At 70.3% G+C, this 23,137-nt stretch carries 21 protein-coding genes; 9 read left to right on the top strand and 12 right to left on the bottom strand.

Features of this window, described 5'->3' with window-relative positions; all coding sequences use genetic code 11:
* Positions 1-11 precede the first annotated feature (11 nt).
* Positions 12-992, bottom strand: coding sequence for an AsnC family transcriptional regulator (locus AB0N66_RS28135; protein WP_365440122.1), 981 nt, complete (start codon positions 990-992; stop codon positions 12-14).
* Between the two features lie 113 nt (positions 993-1,105).
* Here AB0N66_RS28135 and AB0N66_RS28130 point away from each other — a divergent pair, with 113 nt between their 5' ends.
* From AB0N66_RS28130 to AB0N66_RS28120, 3 genes are all read left to right on the top strand, one after another.
* Positions 1,106-2,596, top strand: a complete 1,491-nt coding sequence (locus AB0N66_RS28130) for an MFS transporter (protein ID WP_365440121.1) — start codon at positions 1,106-1,108, stop codon at positions 2,594-2,596.
* Positions 2,597-2,902: 306 nt separating this feature from the next.
* Positions 2,903-4,729: an AMP-binding protein gene (locus AB0N66_RS28125; RefSeq protein WP_365440119.1), complete on the top strand. Its 1,827-nt coding sequence runs from the start codon at positions 2,903-2,905 to the stop codon at positions 4,727-4,729.
* Positions 4,730-4,883: 154 nt separating this feature from the next.
* Positions 4,884-5,669 carry an aldo/keto reductase gene (locus AB0N66_RS28120; protein ID WP_365440195.1) on the top strand — a complete coding sequence of 262 codons (786 nt, stop codon included), beginning with the start codon at positions 4,884-4,886 and terminating at the stop codon, positions 5,667-5,669.
* Between the two features lie 78 nt (positions 5,670-5,747).
* Here the strand turns inward: AB0N66_RS28120 and AB0N66_RS28115 are convergent, their stop codons facing one another.
* From AB0N66_RS28115 to AB0N66_RS28105, 3 genes are all read right to left on the bottom strand, one after another.
* Positions 5,748-6,449 (bottom strand): SDR family oxidoreductase, encoded by a 702-nt coding sequence (locus AB0N66_RS28115; RefSeq protein ID WP_365440117.1) that lies wholly within the window; start codon positions 6,447-6,449, stop codon positions 5,748-5,750.
* A 60-nt stretch (positions 6,450-6,509) separates the two neighbouring features.
* A complete protein-coding gene (locus AB0N66_RS28110; RefSeq protein ID WP_365440115.1) occupies positions 6,510-7,400 on the bottom strand; it encodes a class I SAM-dependent methyltransferase in 891 nt (296 codons plus the stop codon).
* Between the two features lie 149 nt (positions 7,401-7,549).
* The gene (locus tag AB0N66_RS28105; RefSeq protein ID WP_365440114.1) at positions 7,550-8,518 is read right to left on the bottom strand and encodes a YafY family protein; all 969 of its coding nucleotides are present in this window, start codon (positions 8,516-8,518) and stop codon (positions 7,550-7,552) included.
* 62 nt (positions 8,519-8,580) lie between these two features.
* On the opposite strand from AB0N66_RS28105, the gene AB0N66_RS28100 reads away from it, so the two are divergent.
* Positions 8,581-9,060 carry a hypothetical protein gene (locus AB0N66_RS28100; RefSeq protein WP_365440113.1) on the top strand — a complete coding sequence of 160 codons (480 nt, stop codon included), beginning with the start codon at positions 8,581-8,583 and terminating at the stop codon, positions 9,058-9,060.
* Positions 9,057-9,530: a hypothetical protein gene (locus tag AB0N66_RS28095; protein WP_365440111.1), complete on the top strand. Its 474-nt coding sequence runs from the start codon at positions 9,057-9,059 to the stop codon at positions 9,528-9,530. The genes AB0N66_RS28100 and AB0N66_RS28095 overlap by 4 nt, the downstream gene beginning before the upstream one ends.
* Here the strand turns inward: AB0N66_RS28095 and AB0N66_RS28090 are convergent.
* The 3 genes from AB0N66_RS28090 to AB0N66_RS28080 all read right to left on the bottom strand — a co-directional run bounded on the left by AB0N66_RS28090 (position 9,505) and on the right by AB0N66_RS28080 (position 11,734).
* The gene (locus AB0N66_RS28090; protein WP_365440109.1) at positions 9,505-10,257 is read right to left on the bottom strand and encodes a class I SAM-dependent methyltransferase; all 753 of its coding nucleotides are present in this window, start codon (positions 10,255-10,257) and stop codon (positions 9,505-9,507) included. The genes AB0N66_RS28095 and AB0N66_RS28090 overlap by 26 nt on opposite strands.
* A 5-nt stretch (positions 10,258-10,262) precedes the next feature.
* Positions 10,263-10,568: a 4a-hydroxytetrahydrobiopterin dehydratase gene (locus tag AB0N66_RS28085; protein WP_365440107.1), complete on the bottom strand. Its 306-nt coding sequence runs from the start codon at positions 10,566-10,568 to the stop codon at positions 10,263-10,265.
* Positions 10,569-10,666: 98 nt separating this feature from the next.
* A complete protein-coding gene (locus AB0N66_RS28080) occupies positions 10,667-11,734 on the bottom strand; it encodes an ADP-ribosylglycohydrolase family protein (RefSeq protein WP_365440193.1) in 1,068 nt (355 codons plus the stop codon).
* Between the two features lie 36 nt (positions 11,735-11,770).
* Here AB0N66_RS28080 and AB0N66_RS28075 point away from each other — a divergent pair, with 36 nt between their 5' ends.
* The 4 genes from AB0N66_RS28075 to AB0N66_RS28060 all read left to right on the top strand — a co-directional run bounded on the left by AB0N66_RS28075 (position 11,771) and on the right by AB0N66_RS28060 (position 16,075).
* On the top strand, positions 11,771-12,601 hold the full coding sequence (locus AB0N66_RS28075; protein WP_365440105.1) for a helix-turn-helix transcriptional regulator: 831 nt from the start codon (positions 11,771-11,773) through the stop codon (positions 12,599-12,601).
* A 91-nt stretch (positions 12,602-12,692) separates the two neighbouring features.
* The gene (locus tag AB0N66_RS28070; RefSeq protein WP_365440103.1) at positions 12,693-13,556 is read left to right on the top strand and encodes a helix-turn-helix transcriptional regulator; all 864 of its coding nucleotides are present in this window, start codon (positions 12,693-12,695) and stop codon (positions 13,554-13,556) included.
* A 58-nt stretch (positions 13,557-13,614) separates the two neighbouring features.
* A complete protein-coding gene (locus tag AB0N66_RS28065; RefSeq protein ID WP_365440102.1) occupies positions 13,615-14,430 on the top strand; it encodes an SAM-dependent methyltransferase in 816 nt (271 codons plus the stop codon).
* A gap of 160 nt (positions 14,431-14,590) precedes the next feature.
* On the top strand, positions 14,591-16,075 hold the full coding sequence (locus tag AB0N66_RS28060) for an MFS transporter (RefSeq protein WP_365440191.1): 1,485 nt from the start codon (positions 14,591-14,593) through the stop codon (positions 16,073-16,075).
* Positions 16,076-16,100: 25 nt separating this feature from the next.
* On the opposite strand, the gene AB0N66_RS28055 is transcribed toward AB0N66_RS28060, so the two are convergent.
* The 5 genes from AB0N66_RS28055 to AB0N66_RS28035 form a co-directional block, all read right to left on the bottom strand.
* Positions 16,101-17,384 (bottom strand): esterase-like activity of phytase family protein, encoded by a 1,284-nt coding sequence (locus tag AB0N66_RS28055; RefSeq protein ID WP_365440100.1) that lies wholly within the window; start codon positions 17,382-17,384, stop codon positions 16,101-16,103.
* Between the two features lie 242 nt (positions 17,385-17,626).
* A complete protein-coding gene (gene dnaK, locus AB0N66_RS28050) occupies positions 17,627-19,534 on the bottom strand; it encodes a molecular chaperone DnaK (RefSeq protein ID WP_365440098.1) in 1,908 nt (635 codons plus the stop codon).
* A 181-nt stretch (positions 19,535-19,715) separates the two neighbouring features.
* Complete coding sequence (locus AB0N66_RS28045; protein WP_365440096.1) at positions 19,716-20,144, bottom strand: OsmC family protein; 429 nt, start codon at positions 20,142-20,144, stop codon at positions 19,716-19,718.
* A gap of 99 nt (positions 20,145-20,243) precedes the next feature.
* Positions 20,244-22,049 (bottom strand): hypothetical protein, encoded by a 1,806-nt coding sequence (locus tag AB0N66_RS28040; RefSeq protein WP_365440094.1) that lies wholly within the window; start codon positions 22,047-22,049, stop codon positions 20,244-20,246.
* The gene (locus tag AB0N66_RS28035; RefSeq protein WP_365440092.1) at positions 22,046-23,107 is read right to left on the bottom strand and encodes a MoxR family ATPase; all 1,062 of its coding nucleotides are present in this window, start codon (positions 23,105-23,107) and stop codon (positions 22,046-22,048) included. Before AB0N66_RS28035 ends, AB0N66_RS28040 begins: the two co-directional genes overlap by 4 nt.
* Between the last annotated feature and the right edge of the window lie 30 nt (positions 23,108-23,137).

Genomic DNA, 23,137 nt, shown 5'->3' with positions numbered 1-23,137 from the left:
GCCGGACAGGGCTAGCGGGGCGGCCGCGTGTACGTGAGCTGTTTGACCCGGTGCAGGAACGGTGTCGTCTCGACGTGCCGGACGCCTTCAAGGGCTCCGAGTCTGCCGCTGAGGTAGGCGTAGAGATCGGCCGTGTCACGGGCGACGGCGGTAACGACGATGTTCGAGGAGCCCGCCGTGGCCGAGGCGAAGGCGATCTCGGGGTGAGTGGCCAGGGCCTGCCCGACGGTGTGCAGGGCTGCGGGGGCGGCGGTGATCCACAGGATGGTCGCGAGCGGGTAGCCGAGGACCTCGGAGTGGTACTCCACGTCGATGTACACGGCGCCCGAGGCGAGCAGTCCGGCGAGGCGGCGCTTGACGGCGGACTCAGAGAGGCCGGTGGCCCTCTGGAGTTCGGGGAAGGTGGCGCGACCGTCGCGTTCGAGGGCGGCGATCAGCGGTTCGTCCTCCGGGACGATCCGGACCGGCCCCGAGGACGCAGGCGGCACGGGCCGCAGCGCGGCGGTCTGTTCGTCCGTGAGTGCCCCGAACTTGGCTGTCCAGCCCGTCGGTCCGCCGTAGAAGCGGTGCAGCAGCTGGTGGGCGCGGATCTCCAGCATGCTCGGCGTGCGCGGCAGCTTGCCGAGCAGAAGGTCGTCGTGATCACCGGGGTGGCGCGGGCGCGTGATGCAGACCACCTCGGTGCCGCCCGAAGCGAGCCCGATCCAGGCGGTGTCGGGGCGCTTGGCGAGCGCTTCCGCGATGGTCCCGGCGTTGTGGGGGGCGCAGCGCAGCCGCAGGATCCACTGGTCCTGGCCCAGCCGTTCGGCATCGCGCACGGCGACGACACGGAGCCCGCCCTCGGCGCGCAGCTTGCGGTAACGCCGCGCGACGGTCTGGTCGGAGACGCCGAGCACCGTCGCGATCCGGCTGAACGGAGCACGGCCGTCCACCTCCAGGGCGGACAGCAACTGCACGTCGAGCCGGTCGAAGGTGTCGGATTTCAAGTCCACCAGGACCACCCCTGTCGGATTCCGGCGCTCTGACGTCCACGGCCGCCGCGATCGTCCGGCACGGGCTCATCGTACGGAGGCATACGCATCAGGAACACAGGGGAGTTGAGGACATGCGTACATGGGGACCGCTCACGGCGGTGTGCCTGGGGACGTTCATGTTGTTGCTGGACGTGACGATCGCGATCGTCGCGTTGCCGGACATGGCGCGGGCACTGCACGCGTCGCTGAGTGAGCTGCAGTGGGTGATCGACGGCTACGCGCTCGCGCTCGCCGCGCTGCTCCTGGGGGTCGGCGCGGCGGCCGACATCCTGGGGCGGCGCAGGGTGCATGTGGCGGGCGTCGTGCTGTTCGCGGTGGCGTCGCTGCTGTGCGGGCTGACGTCGGGGCCCGGGATGCTGGTGGCCGCGCGCACCCTGCAAGGGGTGGGTGCGGCGGCGATGCTCGCGACGACCCTGCCGCTGCTCGGCTCGGCCTATCAGGGGCGGCAGCGGTCGGCGGCGCTCGGAGTGTGGGGAGCCGTGAGTGGTGGTGCGGCGGCGGTCGGCCCGGTGCTCGGCGGGGTGCTGACCGAGGGCCCCGGCTGGCGGTGGATCTTCTTCGTCAACCTGCCGGTGAGCGTGGCGTCGGTGTGGCTGACACTGCGGGTGGTGCCGGAGTCGCGTGGTCCGCGCGGGATGACCATCGACTGGGCGGGCACGGTGGCGTTCGCGTGCTTCGCGGGGGCGACGACGTACGGGGTGGTGCGGGCCGGGGCGGACGGCTGGACGTCGGCGGTCCCGGCGGGCTCGTTCGTCCTCGCGGCACTGGCCCTGGTCGCCTTCGTGCTCGTGGAGCGGCGGGTGGCCCATCCGCTGCTCGATCTCGCGCTGCTGCGCAAGCCGGCGTTCGTGGGCGTGATGGCGGGTGCGCTCGCCTTCAACGGGGTCGCGTTCGGGGTGCTCGCGTACACCTCGATATGGATGCAGACGGTTCTGGGCATGAGCGCGGTGCGCGGCGGGCTCGCGCTGCTGCCGCTGACGGGGGCGACCGTGGTGGTCGCGATCCTCGCCGGGAAGCTGCTGCACGGGGTTCCGGTGCGGCTGACCCTGGGCGGCGGCCTGCTGCTGATCGGCTCGGGCACGTTCTGTCAGGCCGTCCTGGACGCCGGCGCGAGCTGGACGGCGCTGGTGCCGGGACTGGTCCTGGTGGGGATCGGCACCGGGCTTGTCGCCCCCGCGATCGCGGGCGCGGCACTCGCCGCGGTACCGCCCGAGCGGGCGGGAATGGCGGGCGGCGCCGTCAACACGGCCCGCCAGCTGGGGTACGCCCTCGGGGTCGCCGTGTTCGGCACCGTGCTGACCTCCCGCATGCAGGACACCCTTTCGCACGACGCGGCCCACACCCTGGCGGGCGGCGGCGCCGGGGCGCTGCGGGGCGCACTGTCCGAAAACACCCTGCGGGCCGCGTTCGCGGCGGGGCTGAACTCGGCGTCGGTGGCGGCAGGGGTGACCGGGGTGATCGCCGGTGCGCTGGTGCTGGTGCTGGTGCGGACACCGCGGGCGGTGCCGGGCAAGGCCGAGGCGGCGGCGGTGGAGCAGCCGACCGGGACGCCCCGCGGATGACAGCGGGGGCGCCTCGCCGGTGACAGCGAGTGACGCCCGCGAGCCGGAAGAGGGACCTCCACATCCGGCATCCAGTGCGGTACGGGTCGTACAGATTCAGTGGAGATTGCGGGACGGAAACCTACGGAACCGTAAGAGTTTCCGTCCGGCCCTTCCTCATGTGCGGGCATTTCCGCGACATGTGTGGGCATTTCCGCGACTGACCAGTAGGTATGCCTTACCTCTCTGCGCTCCGACCCCCCTCCCGCCCTGCCTCACGGTGAGGTAGCTTTCACGGCGCTGTGCGGAGCGCTACTAGGAGCGGGATTGCGCGAGTTCACCAACCCTCCGTTGGCGTCGGCGCCGCCGGTGGGCGGCTTGGCCGACGTCGTCTTCGATCATGCCCAGGAGGACCCGCTCCACATCGCTCTCGGACGCAAGGACGAGCAGGGGCAGTGGCGTGATGTGACCGCCGCCGAGTTCCGCGACGAGGTGCTCGCGCTGGCCAAGGGGCTCCTCGCCGAGGGGGTCCGGTTCGGGGACCGGGTCGCGATCATGTGCCGTACGCGCTACGAGTGGACGCTCTTCGACTACGCCCTGTGGACGATCGGCGCCCAGGTCGTACCCATCTACTCCACCTCCTCCGCCGAGCAGGTCTTCTGGATGCTGTACGACGCGCAGGTGTCGGCAGTCATGGTGGAGCACGAGGACCACGCGATGACGATCGCCACGGTCGTCGACCGGCTGCCACAGTTGCACAAGCTGTGGCAGCTCGACGTGGGCGCGGTGCAGGAGTTGTACGAGGCGGGCGCGCACATCGAGGACGAGGTGGTGCACCGGCACCGGCGCGCGGTCACGCCCGAGTCGGTCGCGACGATCATCTACACCTCGGGCACCACCGGGCGCCCCAAGGGCTGTGTCATCTCCCACGCGAACTTCATGTTCGAGGCGGACACCGTCATCGACCGCTGGGAGCCGGTCTTCCACTCCAAGCGGGGCGACGAGGCGGCCACCCTGCTGTTCCTGCCGCTCGCGCATGTCTTCGGACGCATGGTGCAGGTCGCCGCGATCCGCGGGCGGGTCAAGTTCGGGCATCAGCCGCAGCTGAACGCGGCGGCCCTGCTGCCGGACCTGGCCGCGTTCCGGCCGACGTTCTTCCTCGCGGTCCCGTACATCTTCGAGAAGGTCTTCAACGCGGCCCGCCGCAAGGCCGAGAAGGAAGGCAGATCAGGCCCCTTCGAGAAGGCCGTCGACGTCGCCGTGCGGTACGCGGAGGCGATCGAGGCGAAGGCGTGGGGCATCGGCCCCGGCCCCTCGGCGAGCCTGCGCATGCAGCACCAGGTCTTCGACAAGCTCGTCTACTCCAAGGTCCGGGCCGCGATGGGCGGCCGGGTGAAGCACGCGATGTCGGGCGGCTCCGCGATGGACCGGCGGCTCGGGCTGTTCTTCGCGGGCGCGGGTGTCTTCATCTACGAGGGGTACGGGCTCACCGAGTCCACGGCGGCCGCGACCGCCAATCCGCCCGAGCGCACCCGGTTCGGCACCGTCGGGCAGGCCATCCCCGGCACCACCGTGCACATCGCGGACGACGGCGAGATCTGGCTGCGCGGCGCCAACGTCTTCCAGGGCTATCTGAACGACCCCAAGGCCACCGACGCCACCCTGCACGACGGCTGGCTCGCCACCGGCGACCTGGGCTCGCTCGACGAGGACGGCTACCTCACCATCACCGGGCGCAAGAAGGAGATCCTGGTGACCTCAGGCGGCAAGAGCGTCTCGCCCGGGGTGCTGGAGGAGCGCGTACGCGACCATCCGCTGGTCGCCCAGTGCATCGTCGTCGGCAACGACCGCCCCTACATCGCCGCGCTCGTCACCCTCGACTCCGAGTCCGTCGAGCACTGGCTCCAGATGCGCGGCAAGGCGCGGATGCCCGCGGCCGACCTGGTGCGCGACCCCGATCTGGAGACCGAGGTGCGCCGTGCGGTGGTCGCCGCGAACACGCTGGTGTCGCAGGCCGAGTCGATCCGTACGTTCCGGATACTGGCCAACCAGTTCACCGAGGAGCACGGGTTGCTGACGCCCTCCCTGAAGCTGAAGCGGAAGGCGATCGAGAACGCGTACTCGTCGGAGGTCGAGGCGCTGTACAAGGGGTGAGCGGTGGCTCGTGGCGCCCGTCCACGCGGGGAATCCACCTGCCAGGAATGCGATACGGCGCGTGATCGTTGACGATGGGGGTACCAACCGACGACTGAAGGATCGAGAGCTCGTGAGCAAGGTTCCCCCGATCATCCTGAACAACGGCGTCGAGATGCCGCAGCTTGGTTTCGGCGTCTGGCAGGTGCCGGACGACGAGGCGGAGAGGGCGGTCGCCACCGCGCTGGAGGCCGGGTACCGCAGCATCGACACAGCCGCGCTCTACGCCAATGAAGCGGGCACCGGCAGGGCCCTGGCCGCCTCCGGGATCGCCCGCACGGATCTCTTCGTCACCACCAAGCTGTGGAACGACGACCAGGGGTACGACTCCGCCCTGCGCGCGTTCGACACGTCACTGGACAAGCTCGGCCTGGACTACGTGGATCTGTATCTGATCCACTGGCCGACGCCGGCCCGCGGCAAGTACATCGACACGTACAAGGCCTTCGAGAAGATCTACTCGGACGGCCGCGCCAAGGCCATCGGTGTCTCCAACTTCCTTCCGGAGCACCTGGAGTCGCTGATCGAGGCGACGTCCGTCATCCCCGCCGTCAACCAGATCGAGCTGCACCCACAGCTCCAGCAGATCGCGACGCGTGAGTACGACGCGGAGCAGGGCATCGCCACCGAGGCGTGGTCCCCGCTCGGCTCGGGCAAGGGTCTCCTTGAAGTCCCGGCGATCATCGCCATCGCCCAGAAGCACGGCCGCACGCCGGCCCAGGTCGTCCTGCGCTGGCACCTTCAGCTGGGGAACGTCGTGATCCCCAAGTCCGTGACGCCGTCCCGGATCAAGGAGAACATCGACGTCTTCGACTTCTCCCTGGACGACGAGGACATCGCGGCGATCTCCGCCCTGAACGAGAACCGCCGTCTCGGTCCTGACCCGGCGACGCTCAACTGAGCCCGACCGACGCGGACATCGCCGCCGGCCCGGATGCGCACCACGCATCCGGGCCGGCGGCGTTCCCAGCAGGACGCCTCAGACCGGCTGACCGATCGGCCGCACCACCACCGTGTTCACATCGACCCCGTCGGGCTGCCGGATCGCCCAGACGATCGACTCGGCGAGCTGGTCCGCGGTCAGCAGGTGGCCGGGCGGCAGGCTGCCGTAGCTGTCCCAGAACGGGGTCTCCACGCGTCCGGGCGAGATCAGGGTCACGCCGACTCCGAACTCGGTGACCTGCCGCCGGGTGTTCTCGGCGAGCCCGGTCACGGCCCATTTCGTCGCCCCGTAGATGTTGCCGGGGCCGTGGACATGGCCCGCGACGCTGCCGACCAGCACGATCCGCCCCCGCGTCTCCTTGAGGGCGTCGATGGACGCCCTGATCAGCAGCGCGGGACCCAGGACGTTGGTCAGCACCATCTCGGGCCACCCGGCGGGGTCGCCCTCGGCAACGGTGTCGTGCGTGGCGAAGCCGGCGTTGGCGATGACGGTGTCGAGCCGTCCGAACTCCTTGAGCGTCGCGTCGACCGCCGCCTGTACGTGGTCGTACTCGGCCGCGTTCCCGACGATGGTCAACAGGCCCTCGGGGTTGCCGAGTTCATCCGCGAATCCACGCAGCCGCTCCTCACCCCGCCCGGTGACCGTCACCCGGTGCCCGGCGTCGAGCAGCCTCCGCGCGACCGCGGCGCCGATACCGCTGCCGCCGCCGGTGATGAGTGCTACTGGTGAGTCGGTCATGTTTACCCCCATAAGTTCGCGATGGACGGGGGGAGTTCATCACCTGGAGCGCTCTCGAAGTCAAGCCCGCAGCGCCACGTGGACCGTGTGCGCGGTCAGCAGGAAGACATCCGGACGGTGATGCACGCTCGCCTTGTCGTCCGGGTCGAGGAGCCGGTCGAGGGTGGCACGGTCGTCCGCGTCGAGGCTCTCGGCGATCGTGTCCCGGCGGTGGGTGAGGGAGCTGACCACGAAGGCGCGGGCCTCCTCCGGCACCGGGGCGGGGAGGTCGAGCAGGAACGTACGGGTCGCCGCGTGACGCAGGCCGACGGACGTCAGCAGGGCGGGCCAGTCCTCGGTCTCCGTCACCGCTCCTGGCAGCTCGGCGCGCATCCGGGTGAACCACTCCTCCTGGACCACGTCGATACGGGACTGCAGACCGGGGCGGCCGATCCCGATGTCGCGCGGGAGGAAGCGCGAGGGCAGGCCGCCCTCCAGAAGGGCGAGGGCGCCGCCGGGGGCGAGCCCTCGCGCGAATCCCGCGAGTGCGGCCCGCTGATCGCCGACGTGGTGCAGTGACCTGCTGGCCCACACCAGGTCGGCGGGGTACTCCAAGTCGCCCAGCCCGTCATCGAGTTCGGCCCGCAGCGTGCTGAAGCGGTCGGCGACGCCGAGCCGTCCTGCGCGCTCGCGTGCCCGCTCCAGGAGGGGTTCCACCGCGTCCACGGCGACGACCCGCGCCTGCGGGAAGGCGCCGGCGAGGAGACAGGAAATGACGCCGGGGCCGCTGCCCGCGTCCACGATCATCTCAGGCTCGGGCTGCCGCTCCCGCAGCCAGGCCGCCACGCTCGCGTAGAGCGGGGAGAACAGCTCGGCCTCCTGTTCCAGGTAGGGGAGCATCTTGGCGAAGTCCATGTGCGCGTGGTCGTGCCGCGGGTGACCCTCATGCGTCTGGTCGTGGTCGTGTGCCATGTTCCGAGCCTCTCGTCCGGGTGGGGACAGCGTGCTCCGACACTCCCGGAAACGGCTACTCGCGTTGCGTAAACAGCAATTTCCTGAGCCGTGGGGGTGAGGTCCACCGGGGCCGCCTCCGGGCGCTCGCCGAGGCCGGCGCCAGGACCTCAGTCGCCGCTGCTCACCGGAGTGTTGCCGTACCTCTCGGCCAGTTCCGCGGCCGTCCGGGCGATCCGCTCGCGCAGCTCGGCCGGTGCCAGGACCTCGATGTCGGTGCCCAGGCGGAGGAACTCGCCGTGTGCGTGGTCGATGGACTCGATCGGGACGGTGGCCTGAATCCAACCGTCCTCATCCGGCCGTGCGTTGGCCTCGACCGCGCGGGAGAGCTGCCCGGCGAGCGGGGCTCCCGGTCGCACCCGGACCACCGCCTCCGAGCGGAACAGCCGGTCGTGGAAGTCGCGCTGGTAAGTCGTCCAGTACGCGGGGAGGTCGAAGTTGTCGGGCCGGGTGAACTCCCCCTCCCCCTCGGCCAGTTCGAGGATCTGGTCGACCCGGAACGTACGCGGACCCGGCCCCGCGACGACATACCATCGGCCCGCCTTCAGGACGAGGCCGTACGGCTCCAGGCGGCGCTCCACGTCGGTCGGCGCGCGCCAGCGGCGGTACCGGATGTGCAGGACCCGGCTGTTCCAGACGGCGTCGGCGACGGCGGGGAGGTGCGGGGTCTCCTCTGCCTCCGCGTACCAGCCCGGCGCGTCCAGGTGGAAGCGGCCGCTGATCCGATCGGCGTGCGCGCGCAGCTCGCCCGGGAGGGCTGCGCGCACCTTCAACTGGGCGGCGGCGAGGACCGAGCCGAGGCCGAGTTCGGCGGCGGGTCCGGGGACGCCCGCGAGGAACAGGGCCTCGGCCTCCCCCTCGGTGAGCCCGGTGAGGCGGAGGCGGTAGCCGCCGAGGAGCTGGTAGCCGCCCGCGTGGCCGGCGTCCCCGTACAGCGGCACACCCGCCGTGTGCAGCGCGTCCACGTCCCGGTACACGGTCCGCACCGACACCTCCAGCTCCTCGGCGAGCTGGGCGGCGGTCATCCGGCCGCGCGTCTGGAGGAGCAGGAGGATCGAGACGAGCCGCGCTGATTTCACCCCGCCAGAATCCCAGACTTCACTGACAGAAGGTGTCAGTGGAGCGGGCCTAGCTTGCTCGTATGGTCTTCAGGGAGAAACTGCTGACCGTTCCGCCGCCGATCGAGATCGCGGGACGGCACATCAAGCGCTATCACGTCACCGCCGACCCGGCCGGCATCGCTCCCGACGTCGAGAAGGCGGCGTACGCGATGCTGCCGCACCTGCTCCCGGAGCCGGACGACACCCCGCCCGCGACCTTCGTCGTGCTGCACCGGGGCGGCGACGACGGCGCGTACCTCAACGCCTACAGCTGGGTGTGGGACAACGTCCTGCACTTCCGGTGCGCGTCGGCGGGCCAGCCGGTCCTTGGCTGCCCGGACCGGGACCCGGCCCACTTCATCACGCCCGACCTCCCCTGGATCGGCTGTGTCTGGGAACTGCCGCCGATCCTGCACGAACGCGACGCCTGGGTACGGCACATGCTCGCGCCGAACACCCCTGACCTGGACGCCTATCTCGCGGACACGCTTCCCGAGGGCACTACTGGAGACCGCTCATGAGCAGCCCGCACGACTTCGACTTCCTCCACGGCGAGTGGGACATCCACAACCTCCGTCGTACCGACTTCCTCGACGCCGACAGCGACTGGGAGGAGTTCCCGGCCACGCACCGCTGCTGGAGCCTGTTCGACGGGGCCGCCGACATCGACGAGATGGACGTGCCGGATCAGGGCTGGAGGGGGCTCACGCTGCGGCTCTTCGACCCATCGGCACGCGTGTGGTCGCTGAACTGGTCCTCCAGCCGCACCGGGAAGCTCTTCCCGCCGGTGACCGGACGGTTCGGGGCCGACGGGCGGGGCGAGTTCCACGGGGACGACACACATGACGGCAAGGACGTACGGGTGCGGTATGTGTGGTCGGGGATCTCCGCTACCACGGCGCGCTGGGAGCAGGCCTTCTCCGTGGACGGTGAGGACACCTGGGTGACCAACTGGGTCATGGACTTCACCCGGCGGACTTCGGCTTCCTGAAGGCCAGCAGGGTGAACTCCGGGTCGGTGCGCGGGACTTGCTGGCCGGGGAGCGTTTCAAGGCGTGCGATGAAGTGGTCGGTCAACGGGTCGTCCGGCGTCAGCTGTGTGAACCAGCCGCGGCGCAGGTCCGCCATCGTGCTGTGGGGGCTGCGGCCCTGGCCGTGGCCCCGGAACCGGGCCCGGCCCGCCGGGAGGAGTCCGTGCTCGTCGGCGTACGAGGCGACGCGCTCGGCCTGGTCCTGGGCGTGGCGGCGCGGACGCGGAGCGAGTACGGCGTCGATGTCGCTGCCGACGTCGTGCGCGGCGGTCTTGTCGACGGTGGTGACGTACACCCCGCCGGGTCGCAGCACCCTCGCGCACTCGGCGACGATGGCACGGGCGTCCTCGGGACCGTCCACCAGATGGAGCAGCCACACACTGGTCACGGCGTCGAACTCCCCCTCGGGGAAGGGCAGTCGGCGGCTGTCGGCGAGGGCGACGGTGCCCGGCATCCGGGTGGCCGCCATCCGCGCCATGCCGTACGCGGCGTCCACTCCCGTCACCCGCAGTCCCGCCCGCCCGGCTGCCAGACGCCGGGTCACTATCCCGGTGCCGCAGACGACGTCGAGCAGGGTGCGGGTGTTTTCGGGGACGAGGCTGAGTACGGCCTCGGCAGCCGCCGTGGCCCTCGGCTCACCACCGCGCGTGCTGTCGTACGCGTCGGCTTCCTTGTCGTAGTCCAGCATGCGGGTCAGCGCGCACCGTGCCCGGGAGCCAGTTCCTCCACCCGGCGGGCGAGCTGGAAGTCGAGCTCGGTGACCGCGCCGCCGACGCTGTGGGTGTTCACGGTGAGAGCGACGGTGTTGTAGCCGAGGGTGAGGTCGGAGTGGTGGTCCAGTTCGTCCTGCACCTGGGCGATGTGGACGACCAGTCCGGTCGCCGCGAAGTGCGAGCCGAGCCGGTAGCTGCGGGCGAGTCGGTCGCCGTCCAGGGACCAGCCCGGCAGATCCGCCAGTTGCTCCTCGATCTCCTTCTGCGACAGCGCTTCGACGGGCATGACCTGGGCTCCATTCGTACGGCGAGGGGGTGCGCGCGGGGCTGTTCCTCAGCGTGCCACAGTCGCCGGAGCTCGGCTCCGGAAGTGCTCAGGGTGACTCAGGCCCGTACACACTCCGTCGCGAAGTCGTCCGCCAGGACAGTGATCGTGGCGCGTCCCTCGATCCGCTCCAGCCATTCCTGCGGGAGCCCGTGGTCGCCGTGCAGGGCGCCGAGGAGGTTGCCGCAGAGCGAGCCGGTGGAGTCGCTGTCGCCGGAGTGGTTGACGGAGAGGAGGAGGGCGTCGGCCACCCTGGGGGTGGCGAGGGCGCTGTAGACGCCGATGGCCAGGGCCTCCTCGGCGATCCAGCCGGCGCCGAGGGATTCGAGCTTCTCGGCGCTCGGGGCGCCTTCGGAGGCCAGGTCGAGGGCCCTGCTCAGGGCGACCGTCGTCTCCTCGTGGCCGGGGTGACGGGCCAGCAGCCGCAGCGTGCGCAGGACGGCGCCCTCCAGGGAGTCCCCGGAGACCAGGTGCGTGACGATCGCGGCGAGGGCGCCGGAGGCGTAGTAGCCCGTGGGGTGGCCGTGGGTCATCTGGGCGCAGCGGGCGGCCATGCCGAACGCGGTGTCGGCCGACGTCCTGGTCAGACCGAAGGGTGCCGAGCGCATGACCGCGCCGCAGCCCTTGGAGTCGGAGTTGACCGGTCCGGGCGGACCGAGCTCGGCCATCGGGTCGGGGAAGTGGTCCTCCTGCTGAAGTCCGGACAGGCAGGCGTTGCCGGGCGCCCGTCGCGCGTACAGCCAGGTCTGCGCGGCGAGTCCGCCGTGGATGTCCTTGTCGGGCCCGGCCTTGAGCTGTGTGTCCAGCCACCGCCCGTACGCCCACCGCACCAGCCGGGACCAGCCGCCCCCGATGCCCTTGAGCCGCTCGCGCGTGTGCGCCTGCTGGACGCCCTCCACGGTGAACAGGGTCATCTGTGTGTCGTCGCTGACGCGCCCCACGACGCCGTCGCCGTCGGGGACGAGACGGGTCACCCCGCCGGGCCCGTGCGCTGCGCGGATCCGCTCCAGCGAGTCGAACTCGACGGGATAGCCGAGCGCGTCCCCGATCGCCCCGCCCAGCAGACAGCCGCGTACCCGTGCCCGGTAGACCGCCTCGGCCTCCCAGCTCAGCCGCCGGTTCCCCATCTCGTTCACGCACCACTCCTCGACTACGGTTTTCGTATGAGCATTGTCGCGCCGAGTGCCTCCTCGCTTCCAAGTGCCCCTGATGGCAAGGGTGTCGGCCCGCTGCTGCGCGGCTGGCGGGAGCAGCGGCGGGTGAGTCAGCTGGAGCTGGCGCTGCGGGCCGGTTCGTCGTCGCGGCACATCAGTTTCATCGAGACGGGCCGCTCCCGGCCGAGCGAGGAGATGGTGCTGCGGCTCGCCGAGCACCTGGAGGTCCCCGTCCGCGAACGCAACGCGCTGCTGCTCGCCGCCGGGTACGCGCCCCACTTCGCGGAGACCCCGCTCGACGACCCGGCGATGGACGCCCTGCGCGAGGGGGTGGAACGGCTGATCCAGGGCTACGAGCCCTATCCCGCGCTGGTGGTCGACGCCACGTACAACGTCCTCGCCGCGAACCAGGGCATCACCATGCTCCTGCAAGGCATCCCCGAAGCCCTGCTGGCGCCCCCGCTGAACGCGATGCGTCTCACCCTCCACCCGGAGGGCATGGCGCCGCGCATCCGCAACCTCCACGCCTGGCGCGGCCATCTGCTCGCCCAGATGGAACGCCAGGTCGCGCTCAGCCGCTCCGCTCCGCTGCGCGCCCTGTACGAGGAGGTGGCCGCGTATCCGGTCCCAGGCCCCGTCCAGGACGACGAACCCTTCGACGCCGTTCCCTGCTTCGCGCTCCCGATGCGGATCGAGCACGACGGCCGGGTCCTGTCCTTCGTCTCCTCCATCTCGACCTTCAACACCCCGATGGACGTGACGGTCTCCGAGCTGGCCATCGAGACGTTCCTTCCGGCGGACCCGGCAACGGCCAAGTACCTTCAGGGTCTGGTTTCCTGACGTGAGGCAAAGGTGACCCGGCCGACCCTGTGAGGGCCGTGGGGGAACATGACACACTGCGCGTGTACTTCGGCGCTTGGGGAGGCGTGGCGTGAGTGAGCGGCGGCCCGCGCCCACGGTGGGGCAGGTGGTTCTGGGGCGGAGGCTCCAGGAGTTGCGGGAGAGAGCGGGACTGAAGCGGGAGGAGGCCGCGCGCGTGCTGCGCGTGGCCCCGGCGACCGTACGGCGGATGGAAATGGCCGAGGTCGCGCTCAAAATCCCGTACGTACAGGTGCTGTTGACGACCTACGGCGTGGCCCCCGACGAATTGGCCGCCTTCGTCGGGCTGGCCGAGGAGGCCAACCAGCCGGGCTGGTGGCAGCGGTTCCACGACGTGCTGCCGGAGTGGTTCAGCATGCACGTCAGCCTGGAGGGCGCCGCCCGGCTGATCCGCTCGTACGAACCGCACTTCGTGCCCGGGCTGTTGCAGACCGAGGACTACGCGCGGGCCGTACTGGAGGCGGGGACGGTCGGGCAGACGGGTCCGGACGCCATCGAGCGGCATGTGGCGCTGCGCATGAACCGGCAGGGGCTGCTCACCGGCGAGAACCCGCCCCACCTATGGGTGATCATGGACGAGACGGCGTTGCGGCGTCCCGTGAGCATCGACGGCAAGGTCATGCGCGACCAGATGGACCGGCTTCTGGAGGAGGTCGAGCACGACCACATCACGCTCCAGGTCGCCGAGTTCGCGAACGGCCCGCATCCGGGTACGTACACGTCCTTCGCGCTGTTCCGCTTCGCGGAGCCGGAGCTGCCCGACATGGTCTACAGCGAGTACGTGTCCGGTGCCCTCTACCTCGACTCGCGCATCGAGGTGGCCCTGCACCTGGAGGTCCTGGACCACATGTCGGCCCACGCGGCCTCCGCCCAGCGCACCAAGCAGATCCTCCAGGAGTTCCGGGCGCGCTTCTGAACTGCAGAGACGTACCGCTCAATCGCTGAATCCGTTGAAGACATCGAGGAGCATCGTTGTGACCGGAAGTGACGCCGTGCCCACCCGTATCGACACCAGTCGGCCGCATCCCGCCCGGGTGTACGACTGGTGGCTGGGCGGCAAGGACAACTACCCGGTGGACGAGGAGCTGGCCCGCAGGATCCTCGGCGTGGACGAGGCCGCGGTACGCAGTGCGCGCTCCAACCGCCGGTTCATGCACCGGGCCACCCGGGTCGCCGCCCAGGCCGGGATACGTCAGTTCCTGGACATCGGCACGGGCATTCCCACCGAGCCCAACCTCCACCAGGTCGCCCAGGAGACCGCCCCGGAGTCGAAGGTGGTCTACGCCGACAACGACCCGATCGTGCTGCGGCACGCCGAGGCGCTGCTCCAGGGCGCCGACGAGGGCACCACCAGCTATGTGCACGCCGACGTCCGCGACCCCGACACGATCCTGCGGTTGGCCGCCGAGCACCTGGATCTCGGCCGGCCCGTCGCGCTGTCGCTGGTCGCGCTCACCCACTACCTCGACGACGCTCCCGACGGCGACGACGTGTACGGCCTGGTCGACAGGTACGTCACCGCCCTCGCCCCCGGCAGCTTCGTGATCCTTTCCCAGGTCACCCCGGACCTCAGCGCCGAGACCATCGGAAAGGTCGCGGCACTCTTCCGGGAGAGCGGCACCCCCTTCCATCCGCGCACCCACGCCGAGTTCTCCCGCTTCCTCGACGGCCTGGAGCTGCTGGAGCCGGGTGTGGTCCCGGCCGTCGACTGGCGGCCGGAACCGGTGGACGTGGCCGCGAAGGCGGAGGGCATCGTGCCGCTGTACGCGGGGGTCGCCCGCAAGTCCTGACCTCTACGGACGCCGTGAGCGGGTGCGCCCCGGTCCGGAGCTGAGTGGTTGTCCCCGGTCGCCGTCCGTGATCAATGCATTTAGCGTGGTGCGGGGGTACCTGGAGGCCACCTTGGACCACTCGCCCGAAGCCACGTCCGCGCCCGAGCCCGAGCCGGGCATTCAGACCGCACCTCCCAGCGGCGACGTGCCGTCCGCGAGCGGCGGCAGTCACGAGCACCGGTGGCTGATCCTCGCGGTGGTCGGCATCGCGCAGCTGATGGTCGTCCTCGACGCGACGATCGTGAACATCGCGCTGCCGTCCGCGCAGCAGGACCTGGGATTCACCAACGGCAACCGGCAGTGGGTCGTCACCGCGTACGCGCTCGCCTTCGGCAGCCTGCTGCTGCTCGGCGGGCGCATCGCGGACCTGCTGGGCCGCAAGGCCGTGTTCCTCGCCGGGCTCGCGGGCTTCGCGGCGGCCTCCGCGCTCGGCGGTGTCTCGACCAGCTTCGGGATGCTGGTGGGGGCGCGCGCCCTGCAGGGCCTGTTCGGCGCGCTGCTCGCGCCGGCCGCGCTCTCACTCCTCACGACGACGTTCACGGATCCGCGCGAGCGCGCCAAGGCGTTCGGCATCTACGGCGCGATCGCGGGCGCGGGCGGCGCGGTGGGGCTGCTCCTGGGCGGCGTACTCACCGAATATCTGGACTGGCGCTGGTGCCTGTATGTGAACGTCATCTTCGCCGCGGTGGCCCTGATCGGCGGGGCGCGGCTCCTGCACGGCGGGAGGCCCACGGACCGGCCGAAACTGGATGTGCCGGGCACGCTGCTGGTGTCGGCCGGGCTGTTCTGCATCGTCTACGGGTTCTCGAACGCGGAGACGGACTCGTGGAGCGACGTGAAGACGTGGGGCTTCCTCGTGGTCGGCGCGGTCCTCCTCGTGGGGTTCGCCTGGTGGGAGACGCGGGCCGAACACCCGCTGCTGCCGCTGCGCGTGGTCCTGGACCGGGACCGTGGGGCATCGTTCCTGGCGATGTTCATCTCCGGTGCCGGCATGTTCGGCGTCTTCCTGTTCCTCACCTACTACTTGCAGGAGATCCTGGACTACTCACCGGTCAAGACGGGATTGGCGTTCCTGCCGATGGTCGCCGTGATGGTGGTGATGTCCGTGGTCACGACCAACTACCTGGTGCCGAAGCTCGGGCCGAAACCCATCGTGCCGCTCGGCATGGCCCTCTCCGCCGGCGCGATGGCTTGGCTGACCGCGCTCGGTCTCGACAGCAACTACCTCCAGCACGTGCTGCCCCCGCTCCTGGTGGCCGGCCTCGGCCTCGGCACCATCTTCGCCACGGCGATGAACCTGGCCACGTCCGGCATCGCCGCGCACGATGCGGGAGTGGCCTCCGCGATGGTCAACACCACCCAGCAGGTGGGCGGTTCAATCGGTACAGCCCTCCTCAACACCCTCGCCACGAGCGCCGCCACGAGCTACCTCGTCGGCAAGCAGCCCACAGCGCGGGTACAGGCGCAAGCCTCGCTGGAGAGCTACTCGACCGCGTACTGGTGGTCGGCGCTGTTCTTCGCGGTCGGGTTCGTCGTGACGCTGGCGCTCTACCGGCGCGGGGCGCCCGCGCAACAGGCCGCGGGCCAGGCGGTGCACATGTAGGGCGGCCGGCCTGGCCCGTGCGCCGTTACTTGAGCGCGCGCTTGTCCGCCTTCAGGCTCTCCGTGAGCTTGATGGTGATGAACTCGTTGTTGTCCGCCTTGCCGGGCGTACGGCCGGAGGAGAACGGGAAGTTGTTGTCGTTCAGGACCGCCAGCGTCCGGCTGTCGAGGAGGACGACGTCCTCGATCGTGGTGAACGGGAAGGTGAATGTCGCGCCGAAGCCGCCGAGACCCTTCGGGTTCGCGATGTTCATCAGGTCGGCCACGAGGGTCTTGTCCATGACCCCGTCGCCGTTGCGGTCGCGGGTGTCGGCGAGGTAGATCCGCTTGAACTTGGCGTCGGCGCCCTGGCCGCCGTCGCGCTCGATGACGAGGAAGCGGTTCTTGTCGACGGCGATGGCGTCACCGATGGCGTTGGAGGGCGACTCCAGGCGGTAGGTGAAACGCTTCCCGGTGTACTCCCGGGCCTTCAGGTCGAACTCGCTGAAGCGCAGGTCACCGGGGGTGTCACCGTTGACCGTGCCTTCAAGTAGCGGGTAGAGGTGACGGCCGTCCACCGCGCGGACCATGCCCTCGAAGCCCTTGCTGCTGCCGGTGGTCGGCTGGGCGCCGTTCAGGTACGGGTTCTCCGGCGCCCGCACTCCGTCGAGCGAGATCGGGGCTTCGAGAAGCTTGCCGGTGGAGGAGAAGTGCAGGAGGAACGGGCCGAACTCGTCGCCCAGCCAGTACGAGCCGTCGTACGCCCGCACGATCGACTCGACGTCGAAGTCGGCGCCGGTCAGTACCCGGTCGGTCCGGGTGAGCGGGAACGGCACCTTGTGGTGGGGGTCGCTGAGGTTGAAGCCGCCCAGGACCTTGACCTTGCCGGTCTTCGTGTCCGGCTTGACGCGGTGTACGCGCAGCAGGAAGTCGGCGCTGTTGGCCTGGCTGCCGTAGCCGTTGTCGGACAGCACGTCGTAACTGCCGTCGTGGCGGTTGACGGCGCCGCTGAAGCCCTGGACGGGCTGGTCGGCGAACGGACCGGTGATGCCGTTGAACGGGCCCGCCCCGATGGCCGAGCCGGACGGCTCGCTGTTCGGGACGAACGTCTCGGCCGGAAGCGAGGCGAACCCGGTCAACGTGGCTTGACCGAAGGCCGTGGCCTGACCGAGGCCCGTGCCTTGACCGACGGCCGTGGCCTGACCAAAGGCCGTGCCTTGCTCGAAGGCAGTGCCCTGACCGAAGTTCTCGGCGTCGCGGTCGGCCACGGCGGGTGTCGCGAGCCCGACGGTCAGCGCGACTGCGCCGACCGTGATCGAAAGTCTCTTCATGGCCCGCACGTTAGGGATACCGGGTGACGGGCGGCCGAACACCAGACGACGCGCGGCACTGGGGTACTAGGACAGGTCCTAGGGGGTGTCGTTTGGATCACCTCGGATCAGGCCGCGGCGCATGGTGCGGTGCATCGCAAGGCGGAGCATGACCCGCGTACTGAACGTACCCGGGTGATGCGACAACGCGGCGAGGTGCCGTGCCAGGCGTCGCGGACCCGAGGTGATCCAAACGACACCCCCTAGGCGGCTCCGCCCTTCGCGCCCGTGTCCCTGTCCGCGTCTCCACCCCTGTCCCGCTCTTCGTCCACGATCTCCGCGTCCACCACGCCCTCCTCGTCGTTCGGGGTGTGCTCGGTGGCCGGCTCGTCCTGCGGGGCCGTCTGCGGCGGTGCCTGTTGGGCCTGCGCGTACATGGCCTGGCCCATCTTCTGGCTCACCGTGGCGAGCTTCTCGACTGCGGCCCGCAGCGAGCTCGTGTCGGCGGGCGCCTTCAGGAGTTCCTTCAGCTCCGCGATGGCCGACTCGACCTCCGGCTTCGTCTCGGACGGGATGCGCTCCTCGTTCTCCCGGATGAACTTCTCGGTCTGGTAGACGAGTTGCTCGGCCTGGTTGCGTGTCTCGGCGGCCTCACGATGCCTGCGGTCCTCGTCGGCGTACTGCTCGGCCTCGCGCATCATGCGGTCGATGTCGTTCTTGGGGAGCGCGGAGCCGCCGGTGACCGTCATCTTCTGCTCGCGCTCCGTGGCGAGGTCCTTCGCGGAGACGTGCATGATCCCGTTGGCGTCGATGTCGAAGGCGACCTCGATCTGCGGCACCCCGCGCGGCGCGGGCGGCAGCCCGGTGAGGTCGAAGACGCCGAGCTTCTTGTTGTACGCGGCGATCTCGCGCTCGCCCTGGTAGACCTGGATACCGACCGAAGGCTGGTTGTCCACGGCGGTCGTGAAGATCTCCGAACGCCGGGTCGGGATCGTGGTGTTGCGCTCGATGAGCTTGGTCATGATGCCGCCCTTGGTCTCGATACCGAGGGACAGCGGGGTGACGTCGAGCAGGAGGACGTCCTTGACGTCACCGCGGATGACACCCGCCTGGAGTGCGGCGCCCACGGCCACGACCTCGTCCGGGTTGACGCCCTTGTGCGGGTCCTTGCCGGTGAGTTCCTTCACCAGGTCGGTGACGGCGGGCATCCGGGTCGAGCCGCCGACCAGGATGACCCGGTCGACCACGGAGAGCTTCACGCCCGCGTCCTTCACGGCCTGGTGGAAGGGGTTCTTGCAGCGGTCGAGCAGGTCGGCGGTCAGCTCCTGGAACTGAGCGCGCGTCAGCTTCTCGTCGAGATGCAGCGGGCCTTCGGCGGTGGCGGTGATGTAGGGCAGGTTGACGGTGGTCTCGGAGGCGCTGGACAGTTCGATCTTGGCCTTCTCGGCGCCCTCGCGCAGCCGTTGCAGCGCCATCTTGTCGTGTCCGAGGTCGATGCCGTGCGAGGCCTTGAACCGCTGGGCGAGATGCTCGACGACCCGCTGGTCCCAGTCGTCGCCCCCGAGTTGGGTGTCCCCGTTGGTGGCCTTGACCTCGATGACGCCGTCGCCGATCTCCAGGAGCGAGACGTCGAAGGTCCCGCCGCCCAGGTCGAAGACGAGAACGGTCTGTTCCTCGCCGCGGTCCAGCCCGTACGCGAGGGCGGCGGCCGTCGGCTCGTTGATGATCCGCAGGACCTTGAGCCCCGCGATCTCGCCCGCCTCCTTGGTGGCCTGGCGCTGCGCGTCGTCGAAGTAGGCGGGCACCGTGATCACGGCGTCCGTGACGTCCTCGCCGAGATACGCCTCGGCGTCCCGTTTCAGCTTCTGCAGCACGCGCGCGGCCAGTTCCTGAGCGCGGTACCGGGTGCCGTCGATGGCGCCCGTCTCCGGGAAGCGCCAGCTCGCATCGCCCATGTGACGCTTGGCGGAACGCGCGGTGCGCTCCACGTTCGTCACGGCCTGCCGCTTGGCGACCTCCCCGACGAGCACCTCGCCGTTCTTGGCGAAGGCCACCACGGAGGGTGTGGTGCGCGCGCCCTCCGCGTTGGCCACGACCGTGGGGTCGCCGCCCTCCAGAACAGCGACCACGGAGTTCGTCGTACCGAGATCGATCCCGACCGCACGTGCCATGTCCGTCCCCTTCCACCCGCCCTGCCCGGCTCTGCCCGCCCTCAAGCACAAAACTTGAGTGCGCTCTTGTCAATGGGGCGGTGCCCTGCGCGTCAATGAGGCGGGTGCTCGGCGCGGGCCCGGACATGACAGCGCCGCGGCCCCTTCGAGGGACCGCGGCGCCGTACTGCCTACGGGGCTGTCAGGCGAGCTTCGCCGACAGCGTGATCGTCGTGCCGGTGAGCGCCTGGCTGACCGGGCAGTTCTTCTTGGCGTCCTCGGCCGCGGCGACGAAGGCGTCCTCTTCGATGCCCGGCACCGTGCCCTCGACCGTGAGGTGGATGCCGGTGATGCCCTCGCCCGGCTGGAAGCTGACGTCGGCGGAGGTGACGAGCTTGGTGGGCGGGGTACCGGCCCCCGCGAGGGCGTGCGAGAACGCCATGGAGAAGCAGCTGGAGTGGGCGGCCGCGATCAGCTCCTCGGGGCTGGTCTTGCCGTTCGCGTCCTGGGAGCGCGACGCCCACGTCACGGGCTGCTCGTCGATGGCGCCGGAGGAGTCGAAGGTGACGACGCCGTTGCCCTCGAGCAGGTTGCCTTCCCAGACGGTGTGTGCAGAGCGCGTGGTTGCCACGATGAGTCCTTTCGGGTGTGGTCCCGTTACCGGGGTTCCGTATGCCCCATCCGATCACACCTCCGCCCGGACCACCCAGTTGATGGGGCCCGCGCCCGCTCAACTCACCCGGAACACCGGCCCCCGCGCGGTGAACGGCAGCCGCGCGCCCTGCGGAATCAGGTACGCGTGCTCGCGCCGTACCCGCAGGACGTCGCACCAGCCGTCCGTGATCACCAGTATGGGCGCGCCCGGCGGGAAGTCGTCGACGCGGTGCAGCAGATCGATGCCCGGCTGCAGGACCGTACCGCCGCGCCCGCGCACCCGGACCCGCCCGGCGATCTCCGTCACCGGCAGATAGCCGGCGTCGTGCGGGGCGGCGTCGCAGAAGACGACGCGCGCGGCCGGTACGTCACGGGCCTCGGCGTACGAGGCGATGGCGCCCAGTGCCTTGCCGAGCAGGGTGCGGTCCATCGAGGCTGAGGTGTCGAGGACGACGCCGAAGGTGCAGCGGGCGATCTCCTCGGGCGGGAAGTAGCGGCCGGCGCGCGGAATGTCTGGGGTCGCCGCCTGGCGACGGGAGGGACGCGCGTACGTCCGCAGGGGCTCGGGGCGCGGCACGAACTCGTCGAACCAGCGGGCCAGTTGGGCGTCCCAGGCGAGCGGCGGATGGCTGAGCGCGCGGATCTCCTCGACCAGGCCGCCGGGCAGGAACCCGCGCTCCTGCCGCTGGTGCAGGTCAAGGCCCTGGCCGAGGCCCCGGCGGTAGAACTCGTCGAGGTCCACGTAGTCGCGCGGTGAGCCGAGCGGGCCGCCGAGCATGTCGCCGACACCCTTGCCGCGCAGTGTGGACAGGCGGCGCATCCGGCGCAGGTCCTGCGCGATCCGGTCGTACACCTCCTCCGCCGACAGATCCCTCAACTCCTGGTCGTACAGCAGCCCTTCGGGCATCGAGCCGACGTGCATCTCGCACAGCCAGCCGTTGATGACGTAGTCCGCGGCGATGTTGAAGAGATACGGGTCGCGGGTGCCGCAGCGGTCGCTGTGGCGCAGGGCGGCGTGCAGCATCTCGTGGGCGAGGACGAACCGCCATTCCTCGTCGTCGAATTCGCGCAGCGGGTTGATGTAGATCTCGGCCGCCTCCGCGTTGACGGCGGCGATGGAGATGCCGTGGGCGCGGGCGAGCTCGGCGTCGGCTACGACGGTGATGCCGGCCGCGATGCCGCCGAGGAGGGGGTAGGAGGACACGAACCAGCTCAGTGCCTTCTCCCAGGGCTGCAGCCGGGTGGGGCCGCCGCGCATGGAGGCGCGGCGGCCGCCCGCCATGTCCATCGCGGCGGCCATGGTCCGGGTCAGCGCTTGTGCGAAGGCCAGCTGCCAGTCGGGCGCGGTGCCACCGCTCCAGGTGTGCCAGGTCACCAGGAGCTGGTCCGGCTCACCGCCCGCCGTACCGCACCGCTCGTACGCCGCCGGAATCCCGTCGCGGCGCCAGCGCGCGGCGAGCTGCTCCTCGTCGCCGTCGGGGTAGGAGGCCGGCAGGTCCTCGGGGGTCAGGCCCACCGGGAAGCCGAGCAGGAAGCGGTTGACCACGGCGCAGCGGGCGGCGAGGTCGAAGCGGTCGGGCTGCTGACGGTCGCCGGTCGCCGCCGGGACATGGCCGAAGCCGAGGTGGATGATGCCGTGCGCGGCGGCCCAGGCCCATTCGGCCGGCTCCGCACGGCGGGTGGGGTGCATATGCAGCACGCCGCTGGAGTCGACGCGGACGAGGCCGTCACGAGGGCTCGCCTCGCAGTTCTTCGTACGGCACGTACTGAATCCGATGGCGGCCAGCGCGCGGTTGGCCCGCACCAGCCGCATCCCCTCCGCGAAGGCCTCGGCGGCCGGATCCGGCTTCTCCTTGTCGCCCTGCTTGTGCTTGCGGCTCACCGCCGGGCCTCCACCAGGCGCGGCATGTCGCGCGCCGCCTCCACCAGGAACCACGCGGGCAGTACGGGGTTGCCGTCGACGTCGGACGCGATGACGCTCTGGGCGACCTCGACGGAGATCTCGGCGAGCTGTACGAGCAGCGACTTGGCGCGGAACGCGGTCTGGCGCCCATGCTCCGAGGTGTGCTCCTTGCTGGCGGGCAGTTCCTTGACGAGGCGGCCGCGGAAGGACTCGGCGAGGTAGTAGAGCAGGTCGCGGTCCTCAAGACGGCTGGGCCAGCGGGCTTCGCCCTTGATGATGGCCTCGATGCCGAACCGGCTGCGCACGATCTTGACGTAGCCGCAGAAGGCGACCGCGTGGGCGGGCGTCAGCGTGCCGTGCGCGATCACCCTCAGGGTGTCCTCGTCGAGGGCCGGGCCGAAGGAGCGCAGGGCGTCGGACAGCATGTGCCAGGAGCGGGGCGTGGAGAAGGGCTCCTCCGTCTTGGGCGGCTTGGACCACAGGTGGTCGGGGCGGTCGGTGAGGTGGTCCAGGATCCACGGGTGGATGTCGTTGGCGGCGGCCCACACGAGCCAGTCCTTCGGGGACGCCTCAAGGTGCACATGGGCAAGGCGGTTGATCAGCGCGGAGGAGATCGGCCGGGCCAGCGCGTTGTCCGTCGCGCGGTTGCCCGCGCCGATCACGATCGAGCCCTGCGGCAGCTCGTAGTTGCCGATACGGCGGTCCAGGATCAGCGAGTAGAACGCCTTCTGGACGTCCGGCGTCGCCGCGTTCAGCTCGTCCAGGAACAGGCAGTACGGCTCGTCGCGGGCGATCGACTCCGGCGGGCAGAACACCGAGCGCCCGTCACGGATCTGCGGGACCCCGATGAGGTCCTCGGGCGCCAGCTGGGTACCGAGCAGACTCACGCACTCCAGACCCAGCGACTCGGCGAACTCCCTTACCAGGGAGGACTTTCCGATGCCGGGAGCACCCCAGATGAAGACCGGCCGCACGGTCGCGAGACCGAGCAGCAGCTCCGGTATACGGGCGGGAGTGACGGTGACGGCTGCCTGCACGCAGTGGCTCCAGGGGTGTTCGAGTAGGAC

It is taken from the genome of Streptomyces sp. NPDC093544 (assembly GCF_040683495.1).
GTDB lineage: Bacteria > Actinomycetota > Actinomycetes > Streptomycetales > Streptomycetaceae > Streptomyces.
Note: the sequence above shows the minus strand (reverse complement) of the source record. Positions and strands in the feature narration are given on the sequence as shown.